12 protein-coding genes are annotated in these 21,636 nt (G+C 55.3%); 6 read left to right on the top strand and 6 right to left on the bottom strand.

The window, feature by feature from the left end; genetic code table 11:
- Positions 1–2,011, bottom strand: a 2,011-nt coding sequence (locus ACFPMF_RS22170; RefSeq protein WP_379849174.1) for a M1 family metallopeptidase, incomplete at its 3' end; no start/stop codon positions are given.
- 115 nt (positions 2,012–2,126) lie between these two features.
- Positions 2,127–3,854 (bottom strand): DUF885 family protein, encoded by a 1,728-nt coding sequence (locus tag ACFPMF_RS22175; protein WP_379849176.1) that lies wholly within the window; start codon positions 3,852–3,854, stop codon positions 2,127–2,129.
- 130 nt (positions 3,855–3,984) lie between these two features.
- On the opposite strand from ACFPMF_RS22175, the gene ACFPMF_RS22180 reads away from it, so the two are divergent.
- The 5 genes from ACFPMF_RS22180 to ACFPMF_RS22200 all read left to right on the top strand — a co-directional run bounded on the left by ACFPMF_RS22180 (position 3,985) and on the right by ACFPMF_RS22200 (position 15,021).
- Positions 3,985–6,174: a M28 family peptidase gene (locus ACFPMF_RS22180; protein ID WP_379849178.1), complete on the top strand. Its 2,190-nt coding sequence runs from the start codon at positions 3,985–3,987 to the stop codon at positions 6,172–6,174.
- A 94-nt stretch (positions 6,175–6,268) separates the two neighbouring features.
- Positions 6,269–7,753: a hypothetical protein gene (locus tag ACFPMF_RS22185; protein ID WP_379849180.1), complete on the top strand. Its 1,485-nt coding sequence runs from the start codon at positions 6,269–6,271 to the stop codon at positions 7,751–7,753.
- 87 nt (positions 7,754–7,840) lie between these two features.
- Positions 7,841–9,775 (top strand): glycoside hydrolase family 2 protein, encoded by a 1,935-nt coding sequence (locus tag ACFPMF_RS22190; RefSeq protein WP_379849182.1) that lies wholly within the window; start codon positions 7,841–7,843, stop codon positions 9,773–9,775.
- 376 nt (positions 9,776–10,151) lie between these two features.
- The gene (locus ACFPMF_RS22195) at positions 10,152–13,346 is read left to right on the top strand and encodes a SusC/RagA family TonB-linked outer membrane protein (RefSeq protein WP_379849184.1); all 3,195 of its coding nucleotides are present in this window, start codon (positions 10,152–10,154) and stop codon (positions 13,344–13,346) included.
- A 25-nt stretch (positions 13,347–13,371) separates the two neighbouring features.
- On the top strand, positions 13,372–15,021 hold the full coding sequence (locus ACFPMF_RS22200; RefSeq protein ID WP_379849186.1) for a RagB/SusD family nutrient uptake outer membrane protein: 1,650 nt from the start codon (positions 13,372–13,374) through the stop codon (positions 15,019–15,021).
- Between the two features lie 234 nt (positions 15,022–15,255).
- Here ACFPMF_RS22200 and ACFPMF_RS22205 read toward each other — a convergent pair whose 3' ends face one another.
- Positions 15,256–16,662 (bottom strand): cellulase family glycosylhydrolase, encoded by a 1,407-nt coding sequence (locus ACFPMF_RS22205; RefSeq protein ID WP_379849188.1) that lies wholly within the window; start codon positions 16,660–16,662, stop codon positions 15,256–15,258.
- A gap of 181 nt (positions 16,663–16,843) precedes the next feature.
- Here ACFPMF_RS22205 and ACFPMF_RS22210 point away from each other — a divergent pair, with 181 nt between their 5' ends.
- The gene (locus tag ACFPMF_RS22210; RefSeq protein WP_379849190.1) at positions 16,844–17,458 is read left to right on the top strand and encodes a c-type cytochrome; all 615 of its coding nucleotides are present in this window, start codon (positions 16,844–16,846) and stop codon (positions 17,456–17,458) included.
- A 98-nt stretch (positions 17,459–17,556) separates the two neighbouring features.
- On the opposite strand, the gene ACFPMF_RS22215 is transcribed toward ACFPMF_RS22210, so the two are convergent.
- From ACFPMF_RS22215 to ACFPMF_RS22225, 3 genes are all read right to left on the bottom strand, one after another.
- A complete protein-coding gene (locus ACFPMF_RS22215; protein ID WP_379849192.1) occupies positions 17,557–19,479 on the bottom strand; it encodes a histidinol-phosphatase in 1,923 nt (640 codons plus the stop codon).
- Positions 19,480–19,560: 81 nt separating this feature from the next.
- Positions 19,561–20,370, bottom strand: coding sequence for a helix-turn-helix domain-containing protein (locus ACFPMF_RS22220; protein ID WP_379849194.1), 810 nt, complete (start codon positions 20,368–20,370; stop codon positions 19,561–19,563).
- An 11-nt stretch (positions 20,371–20,381) separates the two neighbouring features.
- On the bottom strand, positions 20,382–21,413 hold the full coding sequence (locus ACFPMF_RS22225) for an SDR family NAD(P)-dependent oxidoreductase (protein WP_379849196.1): 1,032 nt from the start codon (positions 21,411–21,413) through the stop codon (positions 20,382–20,384).
- Positions 21,414–21,636 lie beyond the last annotated feature (223 nt).

Below are 21,636 nucleotides of genomic sequence, written 5' to 3' on the forward strand. Positions count from 1 at the left end.
TGCGCTCGTCGTCCGACAACGTTGCCAGGTAAGCCTGGTAGCGCTGGCGGTCGGCATCGGTCACCGCAAACGGGTCGTAGCGGTTGTAGAAATCCTTCATGGTCGAATCCTGAGCCACCACGGTTTGGTCTTTGGTAGCCGCATCGCGCAGCTTGCTGATGGTGTTGGCCCTGGCCTGGGCCTCGGCGCGGGCCAGTTCTTTTTCCACCTCGGGATTCTGGGTGTTGATGGTGAACCAGTCCACTTCGACCAGATCCTGATCGACGGCTTCCACACCGTAGAACCAGCCTTTCCAGAACCAGTCCAGATCGACGCCGGAGGCATCTTCCATGGTGCGGAAGAAGTCGGCGGGGGTGGGGTTTTTGAAGGCCCAGCGGTTGGCATATTCCTTGAAGGCGTAATCGAACAGTTCGCGGCCCATGACCGTTTCCCGCAGGATATTCAGCGCCACCGACGGTTTGGAGTAGGCATTCGGGCCGAACTGGAGAATGTTGTCCGAAGAGGTCATAATCGGCGACAGCAACGCCGGATCCGACTTCATATAGGGAACGATGTACTGCGGTTCGCCGTACCAGCTTGGGAAGTTATAATCCCATTCTTTTTCGGCCAGGTACTGGCAAAAACTGTTGAGCCCTTCGTCCATCCAGGTCCACTGCCGCTCGTCGGAGTTAACGATCATCGGGAAAAAGTTGTGCCCCACTTCGTGGATGATCACCCCGATCATGCCGGCTTTTGTACCTGCTGAATACGTCCCATCGGGTTCGGGCCGACCGCCGTTGAAGCTGATCATCGGGTATTCCATCCCACCACCCGGCGTAGCGTGGCAGGAAATGGCGACCGGATACGGGTACTTGAAGGTGCGGTTTCCGTACGATTTCAGCGTGTGTTCCACCACCCGCGTCGAATACTGCTCCCACAACGGATTGCCTTCTTTGGGGTAAAACGACATGCTCCAGATTTTCTTGCCATCGCCGTAGACATCGGTTTGCATGGCATCCCAGATGAATTTGCGCGAGGAAGCAAAGGCGAAATCCCGCACGTTATCGGCTTTGTAAATCCAGGTTTTCTTGCCGGTGGGCTTTCCTTTTTCGGCCGCTTCGGCTTCGGCCTGGGTGACGATGATCACCGGGGTTTTGGAATTAGCGGCTTTCTGCATCCGCTGCTGCTGGGTGGGCGTCAGTACCTGTTTGTAGTTTAGACATTCGCCGGTGGCGGCCACCACATGGTCGTTGGGGACGGTGATGGCGACTTTGTAGTTACCGAAAATGAGCGTGAATTCGCCCTGGCCCAGAAACTGCTTGTGCTGCCAGCCGTTGACGTCGTCATAAGCCGCCAGGCGCGGAAACCAGTGGGCGATGAAGTAGTTGTAGTTTCCATCTTTCGGAAAATATTCGTACCCGCTGCGGCCGTAATACGCGGTGATGTTGTAATTCCAGTCGACGCCGAAGACGAAGTTCTGACCCGGTTTTAAGGGCGTCGGCAGCTCGATCCGCATCATCGTCTGGTTGATGGTATATTTCAGCGGTTTACCGGCGGCATCCCGAACGGCGGTTATTTTGTACCCATACTCTTTTTTAGGATCGATCTCAGCGCCGGGTTCGGCATTGTTAAGGTTGTTCAGCCGGGTCAGGCTGGTGCCATTACCCGAAACCACCGACTGCTTCGTGAGGTTGGCCGTTGAATTCGTCTCGAATATATTCTGGTCGAGTTGCAGCCAGAGGTATTTCAGGGCGTCGGGGGAGTTATTATAATACGTGACGGTTTCCGACCCGGTAATTTTCTGGTTGGCATCGTCCAGTTCGACTTTAATGTTGTAATCCGCCCGGTTCTGGAAGAAATCCCGGCCCGGCGCGCCGGAAGCCGTGCGGAAGGTGTTGGGCGTGGGCAGCACGGGCCCGAGTTGCTCGAACCGGTCGTTGGCCTTGTAATTGGGGGTGGATGGTGCCTGGGCTCGCAGGTGCAGCGAAAGACTTACGAAAACCGCCACCAGGACGGAAACTTTCCTTGTCATTATGTTGATGGAAGCGTTGGTAAAAAGAATGTTAGATGGGGGTTAAAGTTAAACGGAAAGCGGAATTGTCCCAAATTTTGGGACACTGGGATTGATTTTCAGACCGAAAAACCGCCTATTTTCCTTCCTTTTCGTAAAACCGCCACGACGTTTTGAAGTCCCGGCTCAGTTTCTGGTTCGTCAGGATGGCGCGGATCATTTCAACCGGCATCGCGTTCAGTTGCAGAATGGCGTCGTGGAACTGCTTGTAGGTCATTTTCTTGCTGTCCACCAATTCTTTTTTCAACCCGTAAAACTGAAAACCGCCGGTCATGTACGCCAGTTGATAAAGCGGAGGATACCCGCCCACGAACGACCGGCGCACTTCGCCTTCGGCGTTGGCGCGTTCGTGCCCGACCCGATCCACCAGAAAGTCGATGCACTGCTGCGGGGACCATTTGCCGAGGTGGTAATTGAGCGAGAAAATAATCCGGGCGCAGCGGTGCATCCGCCAGAACAACATCCCGATGCGGTCTTCCGGCGATTGCGGAAACCCCAGGTCCCACAGAATCATTTCCCAGTACAAGGCCCAGCCCTCGGTCCAGAATGGCGTGTCAAAATGCCGGTACGTCTTGTAGCGGTTGTTCATGAATCCCTGCAAATGGTGCCCGGCGATGAGTTCGTGGTGGACCGTCGAGCGGGAAAAGTGCGGATTGTTGCCCCGCATGCTCATCAGTTTGTCCTCGTGGCTCATCGTGCTGGTCGGGTAGGAAATCAGAATGGTTTCGCCACCCAGAAAAAACGGGCTCACTTTCTGCCGTGCGGGCGACATCATCTGCATCCGCCAGGTTTCCTCCGCAATCGGCGGAATCGTGATCAGGTCTTTTTGTTTCAGAAAGGCAACCGACTCGTTATACAGTCGCAAGATGAGTTCGGGCTGTTTACCGGCGGGAACCGTCGTGTTTTTCACTTTCTCCTGGGCGGCTTTCCAGTCGGTTCCGAAGCCCATTTCCTTCGATGCTTTCAGCAATTCGCGGTCGCACCAGGCAAACTCCCGGTTGGCAATGTCGATGAGGTCTTCCGGCGAATACGGAATCATTTCGTACGCCAGTTGCCGCAGCAACTCCTCGCGCCCTACGGCGATGCCCGCAATACCGCTGCCGTCGTCTTTGGTCGGGGCCGCTTCCCGGACTTTTTTGCCCAATAGAACCATATACGTCGTTAATAGGCTGTCGGTTTGGCGGTAGGGTTCGGGCACCCACCAGCTAAATTGCGGGTCGTAGGCGTTGTAAAACATAAACACGCTTTTCAGGGCCGCCTGTAACCCTTTGGCGGTTCCTTCGGCGCGTCGGGCGACGGCGGGGTCGGGCTTTTCCGCTTTTTCGGCCACTTGCCGGGCCGCGACGATTTCCCGGCCAATGGCGTTAAGCTCCGCGGCTACCTGCTCGGCCACCAGCGGCAGGCCGCGCCGACGCTGTTTTTCGAGGGCATAAATTTTGTCGGCAAACGGAAACCAGCTTTGGATCTGCTTCACCTCTTTTTCCTCATTCGCCAGCTCGAGCAGTTCGTTTTTCAGGTTCCGCTGAAACAGCAGGTAATCCACCCGGCTGTCGGTGCTCATCCGGTCGAAATCCAGTTGCTGCAACTGCCGCACATAGTCGCTGAAAAACGTTTTGAGCCGTTCCCGACGCTCGGGCGAATTTTCGATGGTATAAAACCGGCTCAGGCTGCCCCAATCCGCTTCGTACTGCGTCAGCAGGTGGTGGACGTCGCTGGTCTGGTGGTACAGATCGGGGGTAGGTTGCGCCAGCACCGAACGGGTCACAACTAGCAGGATAAGGGGTGTGGTAAACAGGTGTTTCATGAGCGTGTCGGTCAGTTCAATTCACTAAAATAGTTACAGTAGGATAAAATCCGGAAAATATTCGGCCAAAATCGCTTTTTGCCAACTATTCTGTACCTTATCGGGTGGTTAACCTGAACAACCTGATTCCATGAACAGACTTTTACACTATTCGGCGCTTCTCCTGGTTTGTGGCGCAACCGCTGGTTTTGGCCAGCATTTTACCGGTTTTACGCCCGCCCGGCAGGCGACGGAAGAAAAAGCCGAAGCCGAGTTCAAGAAACACCAGTCGTCGGCGGTTTTCAAAAAGCACCTCGAAGCCCTGAGCAGCGTTCCGCACGTGGCCGGAACGCCCGAAAACGAGCGTGTCCGCGACTACATTGCCGAAACCATGCGGAAAGCGGGCTGGCAGGTGGACATTTATCCGCACGACATTTATCTGCCCAAAGGACCGGGTGAGATTGCCGTCGAGCTGGTGGAACCGGTACGGCAACCGCTCAACATCCGCGAATACCTGTTTCCCGAAGATAAGTACAGCAAAGACCCGCGCATCATGCCGGGCTGGAACGCCTATTCGGGTTCGGGCGACGTAACGGCGGAGGTGGTTTACGCCAACTATGGTCGGAAGGAAGATTTTGAACAACTGAAGGCGATGGGCATTTCGGTGCAGGGCAAGATCGTCATGGCGCGCTACGGCGGTAATTTCCGGGGTTACAAGGCGCAGTTTGCCGAAGCCGCCGGGGCTGCGGGCCTGATCATTTATACCGATCCGGCGGATAATGGCTACATGAAAGGACTGACATTTCCCGAAGGGCCACAACCCAGCGAAAGCATTATCCAGCGGGGTTCGCTGCTGACGGTGCCGTATACCGGCGACCCGCTGACACCCGGAGAACCCGCTTTGCCGCTGGATGGTAAAACCAAAATCAAACGGCTGGACCCGAAGGATGTGGCCCTGCACAAAATTCCGGTGACGGCCATTCCGTACGGTTCGGCCATCGACATTCTGAAACGCATGACCGGCGCCAAACCTGTTCCGGCGGGCTGGCAGGGCGGTTTGCCGTTTACCTACCGGCTGGAAGGTGGTTCGGCGCTGAAAGTGCGGCTGATGGTAAAACAGGAGAAAGCCATGACACGGATTTACGAAGTGGTCGGAACGCTGACTGGTTCGGAGTTTCCGGATGAATGGGTGATTGCCGGTTGTCACTACGACGCCTGGTCGTTCGGGGCCACCGATCCCAACAGCGGCACGGCCATGCTGCTGGGCTTGACCGAATCATTGGGTAAACTGGCCAAAACCGGGCAACGGCCCCGGCGCACGATTAAAGTGGCGCACTGGGATGCCGAGGAGTTTGGCGTGATCGGGTCGGCAGAATGGGCCGAGCAGTTTCGGGACGAACTGACGCAGAAAGCGGTCGCCTACATGAACTACGATGCGGCCGTGTCGGGCCGGATGTTCGGGGCCAGCGCGTCGCCCTCGATGAAAAAGCTGCTGATTGAAGCCACGCAGGCCGTCGAATACCCGGATTCGAACATGACGGTTTACCAGCACTGGCTGAAACAGGGCGGTCGGCGGGGCGGCAGCACCGTCGGGATTGCCTCGTCGGCACCGGCTACCGTGGTCAACGAACCGGTGATTGGCAACCTGGGTGGTGGCTCCGATCACATTGCGCCGTATATGCACGTCGGAATTCCGTCGCTCAATGCCGGAACCGGTGGGCCGACGCTCTACCACTCGGCCAATGATGACCTGTTTTTTTACGACAAATTTGCCGACCCGACGTATAAGATGGGCCCGATGGTCGAGCAGGTGGTGGGCACGATGGCCCTGCGGCTGGCCAATGCCGATTTGCTGCCGTATGACCTGACCCGCTACGCCAGTGACCTGGATACCCACCTGAAAGCCGCCGAAAAAGCGATCAAAGTTTATGCGCCCACCTATTCCATCCAGCCGGTGCTGGCCGCCGTGGCCGATTTGAAGAAAACCGCCGAGGCCGCTGAAACCGCCCGGCAGGAGTATCTGAAAGCCGGTCGGACGGACAAACTGGCTGACCTGAACAAGACGATGCTGCAATTGGAAAAGGCATTCATCGACCCCAAAGGCATGGCGTTCGGGTCGTGGTACCGGTCACTGTATGCTTCGTCAGATCCGTACAGCGGCTACGCGTCGTGGATGTTACCCGGTTTTCTGTACGAAGCCTCCCTGAAATCGACGGCCAACCTGCCCGATCTGGAAAACCGGTACAAAAAAGCCATCCAGACCCTGGGCGAACGACTGGCGACCTTCGCGGAAGGTATTTCCGCCGGAAAGCCGGCTTCGCTGGGCGGAGGAAAAAAATAGCGATTTTTGGTATCTTGGGGCGGTATAGGCATTTTTGATCGTTCACCGGAAATACGACACCGGCGGACGGTTTGCTTTTAACCTAACCCTAATCATGCTCCTTTTGCGTCTCCGTACGTTGGTTCTGATCGGCTCGCTGATTACGTCTTTCGCGAGTTTCGCTCAGAACCAACCCATTGTCCTGCGCAACCAGCGCGAACTTTTTGTCGATAAGTACCTCATCGATACGCTCATCAATCTGGATTGGCGCCTGGGAACACCGGTTTCGGCCGGAAAAGCCCTGCAATTCGATCAGCCCTGGGAAGGCCGGTTTTGTACCTATGTTTCGGTGGTAAACGCCGGTGATCGTTTTCAGATGTATTACCGGGGGTTGGCCGGCTACGAGAACAAAGGCGATCAGCAGGTAACCTGTTATGCCGAAAGCCGGGACGGGATTCACTGGACCAAGCCCAACCTGAAGCTTTTCAAGGTCAATGGCACGCTCGACAACAACGTGGTGCTGGCCGATAACCGCCAGCGGAGTACGCACAACCTGACGGTGATGTACGACCCCCGGCCCGGTGTGCCGGCTGAAGAACGGTACAAAGCCGTGGGCGGGGAGTCGAATACGAAGATTCCGTCCAGCGGGTTGTTCCGGTACGTTTCGGCCGATGGGATTCACTGGAAACGGTATCCGAAGGATACGACCGCCCTTTTTCATGATTTTGCGCTGGATTCGCAGAACGTGCTGACGTGGGTGCCGGAAGAAAACGTGTATGCGCTTTACCTCCGGGCCTGGACGGGTGGAAAACCGGGCGATTTGTATCCGGCGGGGGGTGTCCGGTCCATTGCCCGTTCGGTTTCCCGCGATTTTCTGCATTGGTCAAAACCGGAGATGATGACGTTTGGGCCTACCGAAACGGAACATCTGTATACCAACACAACGCACCCCTATTTCAGAGCCCCCCAGATCCTGATTGCGATGCCGTTCCGGTTTTCGCCCCAGCTGAAAGTGCTTTCGGATGCGCAATTAATCGAAAATGGGACAGATCCAACGCAGTGGAAAGGCGTTGCCGACGGGGTTTTTATGACGAGTCGCGGGGGAAACCGGTACGACCGGACCTTCATGCAGTCGTTTGTTCGGCCCGGTTCTGAGCAAAAAAACTGGGGGGCACGGAGTAACATCCCGGCGCTGGGCATTATCCAGACCGGACCGGCCGAACTATCGTTTTTTGTGACCCGGGCCTACGGAACGCCCTCCGTTTTTCTGGAACGCATGACGCTACGGATCGACGGTTTTGCCTCTCTCCACGGCGGTTACAAAGAAGGCAGTATGGTGACCAAACCGGTTTTTCTGAAAGGAAAGGAACTGGTTGCCAACTATGCTACCTCGTCGGTGGGCTATGTAAAAGTGGCGATTCTGGAGGAAAATGGGCAGGTTATCCCCGGTCTTGAAGAGTCGGTGCCACTGGTGGGCGATAAAATCGATGGCCCCATTACCTGGAAAAGCGGTAAAACCGTTAGCGAGTTGGGTGATCGGAAAGTTCGGCTGAAATTAATCGTCCGGGACGCCGATCTGTATTCCTTTGCCATTCATTGATTCGGATTAAACCGGCTGATCAATCGAAAGAGTTCTATCTTTACGGGGAAAATTGCACTATTGCAGTAGTATCTATTTCTATACCTTATGAAACACCCGATTCGACGCACCTTCGATCGTATCTTATTGAGTTTATTCTTTGGTACCCTCCTTAGCCAGCCCATTCAGGCGCAAACGACGGCGGCCGAACCCAAACCGGCGGCCATTCTGAGCCGCTGGGAAAAGCAGGTGACTTCCGACAATGCCTGGCGGGAATACCCCCGTCCGCAGATGGTACGGGCCAACTGGCAGAACCTGAACGGGATGTGGGAATACGCCATCCGGCCCAAAACCGAAGGGCAGCCTACGAAATTTGACGGCCAGATTCTGGTGCCGTTCGCGTTGGAATCGACGCTTTCGAAAGTGACGAAAGGATTAGCCGCCGACCAGCGACTCTGGTACCGTCGGAACGTTACCATTCCGGCAGCCTGGAACGGCCAGCGGGTGTTGATGCACTTCGGGGCGGTCGATTATGAATGCAATCTGTGGGTGAACGGCGGTTTGGTCGGGTCACACACGGGTGGTTCGGATCCGTTTGAATTTGATATTACCGATTATTTGAAATCCGGGCAGAATGTGGTCGTGCTGGGCGTTACGGACCCCACGGATAAGGACGAACAACCCCGGGGCAAGCAGATCAACAACCCGCACGGTATCTGGTATACGCCGGTGTCGGGGATCTGGCAAACCGTCTGGCTGGAGCCGGTTCCCAATCCCAACTACATTGAAGAGGTTCGCATTACGCCGGAACTGGATTCGAGCCGGATTCGGGTAGAGGTCCTGGCGCGGACGCCGATGACCAGCCCGACGGCTGCGGTGCGGTTAACGGCGCTGGACGGCACGCAAACGGTTTCGAGCCTGATCGTCCGGTCGGGCCGTACGGCGTATGTGCCGATCAAAAATCCGAAACTGTGGACGCCCGACAGTCCGTTCCTGTACAATCTGAAGGTTGAACTCGTGACGGTAAAAGATCCGTTCCCGGGTACCGACAACCGCAAACGACCGATGCATAACGAAGCCGAGCGTTCGGCGTATGCCAAGGCGGAAGTAACGGGCAACGCCATTGATGCCGTAACGAGCTATTTCGCCATGCGGAAAATTTCGATGGGGCCGGGTAAAATCGCCGGACAGCCGGTCATGCTGCTGAATAATAAACCGCTCTTCCAGAACGGTCCGCTCGATCAGGGCTGGTGGCCGGGCAGCCTGCTGACGCCCCCGTCGGATGAAGCGATGGTTTTTGAACTGGATTTTCTGAAAAAATCGGGTTTCAATATGCTGCGGAAACACATCAAGGTCGAACCCGCCCGGTATTATTACCACTGCGACCGGCTGGGTATCATGGTCTGGCAGGATATGCCGTCGGGTTTTGTGAGCGGGCAGGATATGCATCCGTCGGAAAATGTAGAGCCCCTGCGCCGGTCGAAAGGCAAGGAACAGTTTGAATTGGAACTGCGCCGGATGATGAACCGGTTGCACAACCATCCAAGCATTGTAACCTGGGTGGTGCATAACGAAGGCTGGGGCCAGTACGATAACGTCCGGCTGGCCGACTGGGTGAAGGCCATCGATCCGAGCCGGCTGGTGAATGCCGCCAGTGGCTGGACCGATCTGGGCGCGGGTGAATTTTTCGATATTCACACGTACCACGAGGTGCCGCACATTCCGGAAGCCAAGAAAGACCGGGTGATCGTCGTCGGGGAGTTCGGAGGCATCGGCTGGCCCATTGCCGGCCACCTTTGGGACCCTAACAAACGCAATTGGGGGTATCAGACGTACCAGGATAAAGAGGCCGTCCTGAAAGCCTATAAAACCAAGTACGCGAAAATGGTCGAGATGTACCAGAAAAACGGCGTTTCGGCCGCGGTGTACACCCAGACGACCGATGTTGAAGGCGAAGTGAACGGTTTGCTGACCTACGACCGGGAAGTGATCAAGATCCCGATTGAAACCCTGCGGGAAATCCACGCACCCTTGTTTAAATAGAGCCGGTTTTCTGGTAGAATCGGTAGGAGGTTAAACGCCTTTTCTACCGGTAGTTAGGCTCAGATCTTTTCACGTAGCGCAGCGGCTTTTTGGTCAAAAAGCCGCTGCGCTACGTTGTTTTTATGGGATTTTTTTAATTGGATAACCGATAAAGTTCTAAAAAATATTGGTTACGTTTTATCGGCTTTTCGCCGGTCATTCAATCAAAATATTATCTTTTATTAATTCTACTATCTGGAATATTAACACAATAATATTTTAGATAGTAATAATTCAACAAAATTATTGATCGAAATTAAATTAATAACGGAATATAATATCGCATTGATTATTCTTTAGATTTGGGTAATCATCAACCTAAACTAAAGTAATACTCATGTCTAAATCTCTACTGACGGGATTCCTGTTGGTGTGCTCGGCTTTTGCCCCTCTGCTAGCCCAGGACAGGAAAGTTTCCGGAAAAGTCACTGCTGCGGAAGACAGCAGCCCCCTCCCCGGTGTATCGGTTTTGTTGAAAGGTACTTCCATTGGTACCGTAACCGATGGGAATGGGACGTATACCCTCTCCGTTCCCAACGCCAGAGGCACCCTGGCCTTTTCCTTCATCGGCATGCTGACGAAAGAAATCGAACTCGGCGCCAGTTCCGTCATCGATGTGCAGCTATCGACCGACGCCAAACAACTGTCTGAAATCGTAGTCACGGGGGTTGGGGTGGCCACCGACAAACGCAAAATTGCCATCTCTGTTGAATCGGTCAGCGCGAAAGAGTTGCCGCAAACGCCATCTGCCTCCGTCGATCAGGCCCTGATCGGGAAGATTCCGGGGGCACAGATTACCAGCCGGAGCGGAACGCCCGGTGCCGACGTGAATATTTTGCTGCGCGGCATCAACACCATCAACCGGGGCACCCAACCGATGATCTTGATCGACGGGGTGCAGATGGGCGCCACGAGCCTGCAAACCATCGACCTGAACGCCATCGAGCGCGTGGAAGTGGTGCAGGGAGCCGCTGCCGCGACGATCTACGGGGCTCAGGGGGCCAATGGGGTGATCCAGTTGTTTACCAAAAAAGGCAAGAACGGCCAGCTGAATATCGACATTTCGTCCAGCATTGCCAGCAACACGTACCTGAACGTGGGCGGGGTGAGCAAGGCGCAGAACCACGCTTTTGTGACCGACGCCAGCAACAACATCATCGGCTCGTCGGGCAAACCGATTGCCTATGACGCCGACAAGGGGATTTATACGGAAAATGTGCAGTATAACTCGACCGACCCTACGGCCACGAACAGCAAACCGTACAACGCGAACCTGCAATACCACGATCATTTCGCGTATTTCTTCCAACCGGCCAACACGATCAACAACAGTATTGCGATCTCGGGCGGTAGTCAGAAGGCGGATTTTGGGCTGTCGGTTTCCAACAGCCACCAGGAGAGCAACATCATCGACAACGGCTACTGGGATCGGAGCAATCTATCGGCCAACATCGGTACGCAACTAGCCAAGGGCCTGACGCTGCGTTCGATCACCCAACTGGCGTATACCAAAAGTACGCTGAAATCGAGCGACCGGACCATTCTGTATAACATGCTGAATGCCTATCCGCTGGCGGATTTCTCGCTGCTGACCACCGACGGTTCCATTCCGTACAACATGAACCAGACGATCGGGATCAACGCGTCGAACCCCTCGTACCGGCAGGCGTATACCCGCAACAACGACAATACCGTTGACATCATCCAGAATCTCAATCTCAACTACAAATTCCCGAAATTTGTGGAACTGGATGCCAAATACGGCTTGAACTTTCAAACCAAAAACCGGGATCTGGAATACCTCAACCAGTCGAACAACCAGAATATCAAGTACTGGCTGACGCAGGGGACGGCCTCCTACATCTCCAACTACAACACGACGAACAGTGGCGACCTGACCAAGTACGTCAACAGTAAAATGTTCCAGAACTTTCTGGCGACGGCCACGGCGGTTTTTGACTTCAGGGAAGATTTTGGCCTGAATCTGCCGATCCGGTCGGTCACGCAGGCGGCTTTCGACTGGCGCAACAGTACGGCGAAGGAGTACACCAGCGCGGCCATCGGGTTGCCGGCAGCCTATACGCCGTATAATGCGGCCAATACGTCGTCGTGGCGGATTTACCGTGATTACAGCGAACCGTTTATTACCTATGGATACCTGGTTAATCAGCGGTTTGAATACGGCGAGTTTGCCGGTGTTTCGGGCGGTTTCCGGAGCGATTATTCCTCAGCCTTCGGCCAAGGTTCCAAACCGTTTACGTTCCCGCGCGGGGATGCGTACCTGCGGCTGTCGGCCCTGAATTTCTGGCAGAACAGCGCCGTGAACAGCTTCCTGCCCGAATTTAAACTGCGGGCGGCTTACGGGCAGGCCGGGATTCAGCCCAAACCGTTTGACCGGTATGTGACCATCACGCCGACAACCCTGGGGAACACCACCGCGTTTTATTACGCCTACGGACAGAGTAACCCGGCGCTGGGCGTCGAGGTTTCGCAGGAAACGGAAGTTGGTGCTGATCTGGTTTTCAGTCTGTTAAAAGGAACGAGTTGGCTGAATGGCGTGGCGGTTTCGGCCACCTACTGGGATCGGAAAACGAAAGATGCCATTTACTCGGTGGACGTCGCCCCGTCCGTCGGCCTGGGAACCCTGATCGACAATGCCTTTACGCTCGGTTCGCGGGGACTTCAGATGTCGCTGAACTCCACGGTGTATAACGGCGCGACGGTAAAGTGGAACACGACGGTCAATTACGGAAACCAGACCTCGGAAATCGTTTCGGTCCGGGGCGATGCGCCGATTATCGTTACCTCCAACGCCGGTAGCACGAACTACGTCCTGAAAGCCGGGGAGAAAATCGGGCAGTTGTACGGGTATAAAACCATCGGCAGTGTCGGCGAACTCGGGCCGGACGGCAAGCCCTTTATTCCGCAGGCTGAGCAGGAAAGCTATACGCTCGCCAGCAACGGCATCGTCGTCAACAAAGCCACGAAGCAGCCCTATTTCACGGCGGATAAATTCAGCTTCGGTGATCCGAACCCGAAATTCAATATGTCGTTTATCAACGATCTGACGTTCAGAAATTTCCTGACGTTCAACTTCCAGCTCGACTGGGTGTATGGCAGCCACCTCTACAACCAGACGAAAGAATGGATGTACCGCGACGGGATTCACAGCGACTACGCCGTTCCTATTACCATCGACGGCCAGCCCGGGGCCTGGACGGCATTCTACCGCGGGGTTTATGCCCAGCGGACGGCCAACGGGACGAAGGATTATTTCTACGAGGATGCTTCCTTCCTGCGGCTACGGAACATTTCGGTTGGCATTGACTTAGCCAAGGCGTTCCACATCCCGGTTTTCAAAAAACTTCAGCTGATTCTGGCGGGCCGCAACATCTGGACGGCTACCAAGTACAGCGGTTTTGACCCGGAAATCAGCTCCGGCACCTCGAACTCGGCCTGGGACCGGGGCACCGACCACAGTACGATGCCGAACTTCAAGTCGTATCAGGCCACGCTGAACATTGGATTCTAAGACGCTTCATCTCATCACTGACTTCATGAAAAGACTAAAAATATGGGCCGTGGCGCTGGTATTTACCGGATTCCTGGCCGCTTGCAAGGAGGATCTGAACGTTCAGAACCCCAACCAGCCCTCATCCCCGGCACTGAAAACCGAAACCGGGTTGATTTCCTTCGGGCAGGGTTTTTACATCACCGGTTTCAAGGACGTCAAGTATTACGACGGGGTGCCGGGTTACTTCTGGTCGGGTGCTATTGGGAACCACGAACTGATGGGCGACGTCATCGGGACGGATATTGCCAACATCTTCATCAACCAGATCGGTTGCCCGGATGCGGTCACACTCGACGACGGTACGGTTTTGCCAAACCCGAATTCGCCCAGTAAACAGATTGATTTTATTCGTATTACGGCCAACGTCAATTCGACCGGTTACCAGAATTCGACCTACTACGAGTGGGCGTACATGTACAACCTGAACAATGCGGCCAACACCATTCTGACGAACGTCGATGCGGTGCCGTTTACAGGCGAAGCCGACACAAAAAAGGGCGTTCTAAAAGCCTGGGCCTACTGGTGGAAAGGCTATGCCTATTCCCGGATCGGTTCCATTTATTACGCCGGAATTATCAACAACCTGGCGAACGGTGAAACGTTGAACGGTACGAACGGTACTTACGTGGCCAAAGAAGCGATGATTGCCGAAGCCAATAAAAATTTCGACGAAGCCTTCAAAATACTGGGCGGCCTGACGGCCAGCGCCGATTACACGGCCGCGATGCAGGGGCTCATCCCTAACTTCAACCGGGTGGGCAAAGGCGGGGTGCTGACGCCCGCGATGTGGCAGCGGAACATCAACACGATGAAGGCCCGCAATATCCTGGTGAACAACCGGGTCAGTGCCATGACGGCGGCCCAGTGGAACGAAATTCTGACCCTGACCAATGCGGGCATTCTGGCGACCGACTTTGTATTTACGGGCCGTTCGAACGCGACCGGGGATTTTCTGTCACCCACAACCGGCACGGTTTCGGGCAAAACCACCGGTTCGAACAACACCTACAAAATTTCGGAGCGGCTGATTCAGGATTTCAAACCGGGGGATCTGCGGTTTACGAACAACTTCAAGCAACGGGCTTCGGCGTACATCGGTGAAACCTCGCGGGGGAACGCGTTCTTCACGCGCTTCGACCTGGTCAATCGGGGAGCGGCTGGTTCGGAAGGCAGCGCATCGGTCATCACTTTCTCGAACACGAATGCCGGGGGCTACGAATTGTATCTGGCAAGCTCGTACGAAGAAAATCAGTTGATGAAAGCCGAAGCCCTGCTCTATACGGGAAAAATAGAGGATGGTCTGGCCCTGATCGACGAGGTGCGGAAAGCGCAGGGCGCGGGTCTGGCGGCCGTGGCCGGAACGGGTTTGACGCTGGAGGCCGCCAAGGAGGAACTGCGTCGGGAACGCCGGATCGGTCTGCTGTTCCGGGCCCTGGCGTTCTACGACGCCCGGCGCTGGGGGGTGCTGGAAACCGGTCGGAGCAACGCCGTTGCCCTCAGCCGCACCGGCGCGGTCAGCACGAAGGCGAAACTTACCTACGGGTTTCTGGATTACTGGGATGTGCCCGATAACGAGCTGGTGTATAACCCGCCCGCCAGCGGCAGCGCGCCCACGACGAATCCGAAAAAATAACCGGCTGTTCAGGATTTGCTGTTCAGGATTTCCAAATCCTGAACCTACCTGCTGCGGATTTGCAATCCGCGATAGGTAACGTCAACCGGTTGTCTGGGATTTGCGATTTAAAATCCTGAACGGAACTGCTGGGGATTTAAAATCCCCAATAGCTAGCGTCACGATTGCAAATCGTGACGAGCCGCCCAAAAAGTACCCACGGACGAAAGCCGGAACGGCTGGTCCGTGGGTACGTTATTTTTTGATCATCACCGCCAGATCGACGCCAAACGGTGGGGTGGTCAGGGTGGCCTGACCGTTCCGGTGCCGCAGCTTGTGGGATTGTTTCCGACCGGTTTCCGGATCGACATAGGTGACGGTATACCGGCCAGCAGGCAGATTCAGCGCCAGCGTCAGGGGGTTGGCGGTTTTCGGATGGTTGCGGTTGTAGACGTAAAAAGCGTATTGCCGGCCCGCTTCGCTGAGCGCGTGCACCCGCATTGAGGGCGGCAATGTACCGCTCAGGAAGTTTGAATCCGGTTTCATGCGAACAAAGTCCAGCTGCTGCATGAAGGACTTTAAATAGCCGAGTTGCTGCCGCAGCGCCGGGCTGCCCCCGCCGGGCGATTTCGGACCCGGTTGATAGGTGCCATCCGGTTGGACGGACGTAAAGGAATAATCGAGGTTGTTGTACAACCCGCCCCCGGCCAGCAAAAACTCCCAGCCCTCCTTGCGGTAGGTCGAATCGGCGGTGCCCCGAAACCCGGTTTCATTGTCGCCCAGCACTTTGTTCAGGCCGTAATTCAGCGGGACGGTTTTGGGGGGCGTCGCGTAGTGGAAATTGAAGACGGAAACCGCCGGATGCGGTTTTTCGATTCGGGCCGAACCGTTGGCGATGTTCTGCGTGATCAGGTGTTTGTTCGGCAGATCCCGTTCGGTTTCCACAATCACGTCGGCGATGCGGTGCTGCCAGTTTAGTTGAACCCCACCAAAATACGGTTCGTTGCAGATCTCGAACAGCACATTACTAAAACCGTTCAGTTCCGTCACAATTTTCCGAACCAGCGCTTCCTGCACCGCCAGCAAACCGCCGTTTCTGTCGAGCGTATAGACCTCGTTCCGCCCGACGGTGCCGAGGTTGTTGACGTTATTCGTGACGTGCATTGGACTGATTACCCACATCTTTTCTTCGTAAAACGGACAGAACAGCGCCAGTTCCACCACAATGCCGCGTTGCTCAGCCGCCCCGACAAACGCCTTTAATCGATTGAAATAGGCATCATCCCAGCGCGTGAGATCGAACTTGTTGCCGCCCACGGCGTAGCCGGGTTGCTCGCTCCGGGCCCAGGGAGCTATGAACCGCCCCGATTCCGGTGCCATCGTGTTGTTTTCGATCCCGAAATCGCCCGGTGCTTCGCGGTAGGCACCCGTGAACGTCCGGGTCAGGTTCAGACCGTCTTTCTGGAGGGTATTGAGGTAGGTAATGAAATCAAAATCGAGATTCAGCACCGCGCCATAATGCTCGCCCGACGTAATCAGCACCGTCGGCTGGCCTTTGTAGCGGAAATAATGCGGGTTGTCCTGGTGGAGCGCAATGGGTTGCGCAGCAAGCCCGCCGATCAGCCCAGTGACGATCAAGACGGCCAGGAAAAGAGTTTTCATATGATATTAACTATCTGTAAATCAACGTATTGGTAAGGGTTTCGTTCTGCGGTGCAAAGTTTCCGTTTCAACCCTGAAAGTTACATACTCATCGATACTACTCTTGAAACCGGCGTGGTGAAGCCTGACCTTTGACACCGGAGTCTTTCTCTTTTCTTTTACACTTTAACAACCAATTCCTATGGTGAAAAAATGGCTTTATTCTCTGTCGATCGCCGTGCTTGGGTTTGCGGCCCTGAGTTTTACCGCTGACCGCAACGAGCCCGTAAAGCCCGCTCCCGCTACCGGCAACCGGATGGCCACCGCCAAACCGGCTAATGATCCAACGTTGGTCAAACGGGGTGAATACCTGGTAACGATCATGGGATGTACTGATTGTCATTCGCCCAAGAAGTTTACCGATAAAGGACCGGTGTCGGACATGGATCGGTATCTGTCGGGGTATGATGCGCGCGAAAAACTGCCGCCCTTCGACCGCAACATTGTGAAAGACGGCCAGTGGGCGATGTTTAGCAGCCAGTTTACAGCCATTGCGGGTCCCTGGGGCGTGTCGTTTGCCGCCAACCTGACGCCCGACGAAACCGGGATTGGAAACTGGACGTTCGAGCAATTCTCGAAAGCCTTCCGGCAGGGAAAATACCGCGGACAGGACAACACCCGGCCGTTGTTGCCACCGATGCCCTGGGAGCAGTATGCCCACGTGACTGATGACGATGCCAAGGCGATTTTTGCGTATTTGAAATCGCTGAAACCAGTCCGAAACACGGTTCCCATGCCGATTCCGCCGGGGCAGTAAAGGGTTAAGTCTAACTAGACAAAGGAGGAAAGACAAGAGAGGAAGGACTAATCCAGGGTCGAGTATCCAGTATCCAGAACTAGTCTTTCCTCTCTTGTCTAGTTCAACAAAAAATCGCGGGCGAGTTCGAGTTGATCCGTGCTGAGAAAATCGGCGCCGGCTTCGCGGAGTTTGGCCCAAACCACCGGGTCTTCGGGGCAGGCCCAGAGCCGTAGTTTTTTCCCTTCCGCGTGCACGCGTTGCACCAGTTGTTTCAGCTTCTGGAATTGCTCGTCGGGCATTGGCCCCTGGCCTCGCCAGCTTAATTGGTTCGCGTACGAATCGCTGACCACGGGCATCAGGCTCGGACTGAACCCTTTGCCCAGATCCGCCGGCCGACCGTCGAGGCCCGCCAGTCGTTCCTTCGCTTTTTTCAGGGTTTCAGTCGGGCGGTTTCCGGAAATGAAAACTGTCACGGCTCCCGGCTGACAGCGGTTGCCCCGGCAGGTCGTCAGGATGGAGCGGTAGTGTTGCAGCACTTTTTCCAAGGCTTTGTAGGTGCTGTCGGCTGCGGTTTTGAAGTCGATCATCAGGTAAACCGGATCCTTGTAATTGGGATACACCGTGCCGCCGTTCTGCCGGATGCGCTCCGTGAGCGGGCGGAGGTACAGGTTTTCGAGCGATTTGTCGGTATTCCAGAACGCCGGGCGGTTGTGGGAAACGTAGAGCGTGTCACGGAACGCATACACATCCGCTTCGATGCTCGTAAAACCGTGGTCGAGCGCGTCCCAGAGGGGGCGCGACTGTTCGTAATCGTTGTGGGCGTGACCACTGGGCAGCGGTTTGACGGTCGCCAGCGGCTGAGGAGTTTGCAGGCGGGCGATGGGCTGCGTCCAGGCGGTTTCCACATCACCGGCTTCAAACGGGTTGTATTTGGGCTTGCTCGAGATGATTTTGGCCCGCACCAGCCGTTCGTCGGTGACGTCGTACCGGGCTTCCGTGCCGGTCACTTCGCGGAGCACTTCCGCCTTTTCCTGCCCGTTCCGAATGCCGATGAACTGAATGCGGTAGCTGACGTTTGGTTCGGCTTTGATCTTCAAGGCCAGGGTCGAAGCGGTTTGCGTCAGGGTTTCCAGCGTGACACCCGTGGTGGCGTAAAACCGGCCGGCTTCCAGCGCTTCGACAATCGTGTTCGGCTTCAGTTCGGGAGCATTCACCATCACCCAGGCCCGGCCCGAATTGCTGAAGGTCGGCCCGAAAAAGTAGTAATGGTGGCTGTCGTCGGTGGCCAGCCCCAGCATCAGCGGACGGCCCTGCTTCAGAAAATGCAGGTTGATTTTGTCCCACATGGCCTCGGTGCCTTCGCGGGTGCTGTCGCCGTAATTATGTACCAGCGGGTGGCCGTTGAAGACCTCGAAAAACCGCTCGTGCCGGAGCTGCATGAGGTCGTTGGCGGTAATGGCGTAGTAGAAATTCGGGTGGTTGATGTGCGGAAACATGGGCTGGTTGGTTTGCCGCCGTTGCGCCACCAGCGCGTCGATGTTGTTCTGCATGACCTCGGCCACGCTGTTGCCCGGCAGGGGGCGCAGCAGGTGCTGGATGTTGGTCATGTTGATGTGAATCGGTTTTCCCTGATAACCGGTCGAAACTTCTTCACTTTTCAGGATCATGAACTTGCCGGGGTCTTCAAAATACGAGCGGTATTCGCTCAGGTTTTTCAGCCGGACTTTCAGCGAATCATTGGGGCCGGTTTCGTACTTCACCCAATCGGGGCCGAAGGTGCGCAAATACCGCTCGAAGGTCCGACGGCGTTCGGGGGCGCGGGGCACTTTGATCCATTTTTCGCCTTCCTGAAACGTGTTGTGGTCCGACAAACCGACAAAGTTGTACCCGTTGGCCTTGTACCAGTCCATGATCATTTCGGGATAATCGTCGCCGTCGCTCCAGAGCGAGTGCGTGTGCAAATTGCCTTTGTACCAGTTTTGGGCCTGAGCCAGGGAGATGGTGAACAGAAATAAGAAAGAAAGTAGGCGTGATCGCATGATGGCTAGAAAGAGGATGCATCCGAGAAAGCGGGAAAGGAACAGTTTCTAACCGGAAAGCGAGCGGGCGTAACGAAGAGTTTACGGGGCCATTCGCTCCGTCGGAGCGTAACCGTACCGTTTCCGAAACGCGTAGCCAAAATGGGAGAGGTTCTCGAAACCCACTTCCAGGTATACCTCCGACGGTTTTCGTTTCTTTTCCCGAATCTGGTAGTGGGCCAGTTCCAGCCGTTTTTCCATGAGCCATTTCTGCGGAGTCGTCAGAAAGGTCTTTTTAAAATCCCGTTTGAAGGTGGTCAGACTTCGGCCCGTCAGGTAACCGAATTTATCCATCGGCATGTTGAACATGAAATTCTGCTCCATGAAATCGACCAGACTGATTTTGCCGGGTTCGTCGAAATTCGCCAGTAAATGGTCAATTGTGAGGTCAATCATCCGAAGAATCGCGATGGCTTCCTCTATTTTTAACGACGCAATCGCGTCGGGGAGGGGGGCGTTCAGGTCGAAATACGGAATCAGCGACGCCAGGCAGCTTTTTAAGAGCGGATGTTGGTCAAAGGTACGGAACCGGGGCGGTTGCATGGGCCGAATGGCTACCCGGTTTTTGGTGTAAAAATCGGTTAACCGCTGTTTCGTCAGGTGCATCACCACCGACTGGTGGGGCAAACCGTCTTTCGGATAGTTGATAACCGTCACCAGTTGATTGCGGGGAAAGAGCAGGGTATCGCCGGTTCCGAACCGGTACGTACGATCGCCGTGGATGATGCGGGTTTCGCCCGAAATAAACCAGACCAGCAAATGCTGTTCGAACAGCACATCCGCTTTGTAAAACGGGCCATCGAAGCGCGAGAGCTTCAGATCAGGATGGATATAATTCGCTTGATACCCCATGCTTGTCGTCCTTAATTTGGTAAAAACCGCACGCCCGTCAGGTCTTCGCTCAACGTCCACAACCGCTCGGCCAGTTCCGCATCGACCGAATACGGTTTAACGCCCCGGAGCGTCAGGGGATTGTCGTACTGGTGATCGATGGTGCCATCATCCAGGTCGGCCACGTCCGCATTTTCACAGTAAAGACCGCCCAGGTCATTTAACTGCGGGCTGGTGGCGCACCAGACCGTGGTGGCGGCTCCCTGCGGAATCGTCTTAAGGGTTCGGGCGACTTCCGGGAAGAGATTGCCGTCGGCATCGTGCGTTCCCAGTTGCTGAAACAACGCCATCGGAGCTACCCGGCCCAGATCCGTCCCATTGACCGAGCCCGGATGCACCACAAAGGCACGAACCCCAAATTCCTTCGCGCGTCGGTCCAGTTCAACCGTAAACAGGTTGTTGGCGGTTTTGGATTGTCCGTAACCGGCTAAGGTTTCGTATGGGCGGTTTTCGAAGTTAGGATCGTCAAAGTTAAAAGAAGCCATCTGATGGCCAAACGAAGAAACCGTCACGACCCGGGCTCCGGCCGCTTTTTTCAGCGCCGGCCATAGCTGGGCGGTTAGTTGGAAATGGCCTAAGTGGTTGGTGGCCAGTTGCGACTCGTACCCCCGGGCATCCCGTTGTAAAGGTACCCACATAATGCCCGCATTGTTGACCAGCAGATGCAGCGGGCTGCCGGTGCGGAGGAATTTCTCCGCGAACGCATCGATGGAAGCCGGGTCCATCAGGTCCATGGATTCGAGGAGTACGTTCGGGACGCCCAGCAGGTTTTGGGCGGCTTTTTTCAGATCCCGGGCGGGTACGATCACTTGAGCGCCTGCCGAAACGAAGGTTTTGACGGTTTCCAGGCCAATACCGGCATACCCCCCGGTTACGATGGCGGTTTTTCCCGTCAGCGAAATCCCGGTGATGACGTCGGTGGTAGTGGAGGTGGGCGTAAAACCGGAGCCGATGGCTTTTTGCAGAGGGCTCTTGTCGTTGTCTACACTTGTTTGTTGTTCCATGGTGGTAGAAAAATTGGTTGGAACAAAGGTAGACGGTGCGGTTTTTGGCGATTTTGTTTTAAAGGCCTAATTCATTTGTTCTAAAGGCCAGGGACGGTTTCCGGTGCAGCCGATGCAGATCGGGATTTCAAATCCCGATCCTTACTGGAACCGATTTGCAATCGGTATTTTTAGTTTGATTTCGGATTACAACTCCGAAGCAGATAAGATCGGGATTGCAAAT

Origin of the sequence: Larkinella bovis, assembly GCF_042655385.1 — a bacterium.
GTDB classification, from domain to species: Bacteria; Bacteroidota; Bacteroidia; order Cytophagales; family Spirosomataceae; genus Larkinella; species Larkinella bovis.

What these genes read in the sequence shown, in the direction of transcription:
- ACFPMF_RS22175 (WP_379849176.1), bottom strand. Translation starts at nt 3,854, where the DNA reads ATGAAACACCTGTTTACCACACCCCTTATCCTGCTAGTTGTGACCCGT.
- ACFPMF_RS22180 (WP_379849178.1), top strand. Translation starts at nt 3,985, where the DNA reads ATGAACAGACTTTTACACTATTCGGCGCTTCTCCTGGTTTGTGGCGCA.
- ACFPMF_RS22185 (WP_379849180.1), top strand. Translation starts at nt 6,269, where the DNA reads ATGCTCCTTTTGCGTCTCCGTACGTTGGTTCTGATCGGCTCGCTGATT.
- ACFPMF_RS22190 (WP_379849182.1), top strand. Translation starts at nt 7,841, where the DNA reads ATGAAACACCCGATTCGACGCACCTTCGATCGTATCTTATTGAGTTTA.
- ACFPMF_RS22195 (WP_379849184.1), top strand. Translation starts at nt 10,152, where the DNA reads ATGTCTAAATCTCTACTGACGGGATTCCTGTTGGTGTGCTCGGCTTTT.
- ACFPMF_RS22200 (WP_379849186.1), top strand. Translation starts at nt 13,372, where the DNA reads ATGAAAAGACTAAAAATATGGGCCGTGGCGCTGGTATTTACCGGATTC.
- ACFPMF_RS22205 (WP_379849188.1), bottom strand. Translation starts at nt 16,662, where the DNA reads ATGAAAACTCTTTTCCTGGCCGTCTTGATCGTCACTGGGCTGATCGGC.
- ACFPMF_RS22210 (WP_379849190.1), top strand. Translation starts at nt 16,844, where the DNA reads ATGGTGAAAAAATGGCTTTATTCTCTGTCGATCGCCGTGCTTGGGTTT.
- ACFPMF_RS22215 (WP_379849192.1), bottom strand. Translation starts at nt 19,479, where the DNA reads ATGCGATCACGCCTACTTTCTTTCTTATTTCTGTTCACCATCTCCCTG.
- ACFPMF_RS22220 (WP_379849194.1), bottom strand. Translation starts at nt 20,370, where the DNA reads ATGGGGTATCAAGCGAATTATATCCATCCTGATCTGAAGCTCTCGCGC.
- ACFPMF_RS22225 (WP_379849196.1), bottom strand. Translation starts at nt 21,413, where the DNA reads ATGGAACAACAAACAAGTGTAGACAACGACAAGAGCCCTCTGCAAAAA.